A 1,162-nucleotide genomic window follows, 5' to 3' on the forward strand; every position below is an offset into this window, starting at 1 on the left:
GTGCCGGGATGCGGAAACGACACCTTCAGCACGGCGCTCTCCTCAGCCCGACGGCGTCCCGGAACGATGACGCCAACACCCCCGTGCATGACCTCGCCATCTGGTACACACCCCCAGCGCCCCAGCAACTCCTCCACGATCCCAGGCAGCTCGGCGAGCCACACCGCCCCGGCCTCCCCCTCGCGGTCGACGGTGCTCCGTGCGAACTCCTCTGGCATCGCGATCATCCCGGCACCCTACGCGCCAGCCCGACACAGCCACCAAGTCCAAAGCTGGCGGCTGCCGCCGCCCGGCAGACCGCGCACTTCGAAGATCGCGATCTACAGCTGGAGTATTACTGAGGTTGAACGCGTGGTGTCGTAGGGGGTGACGGCTGGCCGGTGGCTGCGGTATCACCGAAGGTATGCGGTATCCACAAGGGGGCGGGCTGACCGCCGAACGGCAGGCGTTCCGCAAGGAGTTACGGCTCAGGGCGGCTGAGCGGTTCGCCCTGGGCGAGGGCAGTACAGCGATCGCCAGAGATCTGCGGGTCAGTGTCCGCTCGGTCCAGCGATGGCGTCACGCATGGGCCGAGGGCGGCCCGCGATCCCTGCGGTCGCAGGGGCCAGCGTCCCTCCCAAGGCTGAGCAGTCGGCAGTTCGCGCGGCTTGAGGCGGAGCTGGCCAAGGGACCGGCCGCGCATGGCTGGGAGGACCAGCGCTGGACGCTGGCCCGGGTCAAGACGGTGATCGGCCGGCGCTTCCATCTGACGTACACGATCCAGGGTGTGCGGAAGCTGTTGGTGCGTAACGGCTGGTCCTGCCAGGTTCCGGCCCGTCGCGCCATTGAGCGGGACGATGACGCGGTCGCGGGGTGGGTCAAGGAGGTGTGGCCCCGCGCGGAAGGTTAGCGGCGGCCCGTGGGGCCTGGCTGGTCTTCGAGGACGAAGCCGGCTTCTCCATGACGCCGCCGCACGCGAAGACCTGGTCGCTACGCGGCCGCACCCCGGTGGTCCGGGTCCGCGGCCGTTCCCGCAGACGGATATCCATCGCCGCGCTGACCTGCTACAAACCCGGCCACAGGTCGCGGCTGATCTACTGGCCGCGCCGGGACGACGGCCGCCGCGACGGTCGCAAGAGCTTCTCCTGGCGCGACTACCGGGATCTACTGATCGCCGCCCACC

Annotated in this window: 1 protein-coding gene and 2 pseudogenes; 2 read left to right on the top strand and 1 reads right to left on the bottom strand. The window is 69.5% G+C overall.

Going from position 1 to position 1,162, the window contains the following annotated elements:
• Nucleotides 1-227: pseudogene (locus tag ACFXG1_RS33180) on the bottom strand (kinase); the annotation flags it as partial.
• A 176-nt stretch (nucleotides 228-403) separates the two neighbouring features.
• Between ACFXG1_RS33180 and ACFXG1_RS33185 the strand changes: the two are divergent.
• Both ACFXG1_RS33185 and ACFXG1_RS33190 read left to right on the top strand, forming a co-directional pair.
• Nucleotides 404-889 (top strand): winged helix-turn-helix domain-containing protein, encoded by a 486-nt coding sequence (locus tag ACFXG1_RS33185; RefSeq protein WP_384745901.1) that lies wholly within the window; start codon nucleotides 404-406, stop codon nucleotides 887-889.
• A gap of 50 nt (nucleotides 890-939) precedes the next feature.
• Nucleotides 940-1,162 (top strand): annotated as a pseudogene (locus ACFXG1_RS33190) (IS630 family transposase); the annotation flags it as partial.

The organism is Streptomyces sp. NPDC059248 (assembly GCF_042753905.1).
Taxonomy (GTDB): Bacteria; Actinomycetota; Actinomycetes; order Streptomycetales; family Streptomycetaceae; genus Streptomyces.

What these genes read in the sequence shown, in the direction of transcription:
- ACFXG1_RS33185 (WP_384745901.1), top strand. Translation starts at nt 404, where the DNA reads ATGCGGTATCCACAAGGGGGCGGGCTGACCGCCGAACGGCAGGCGTTC.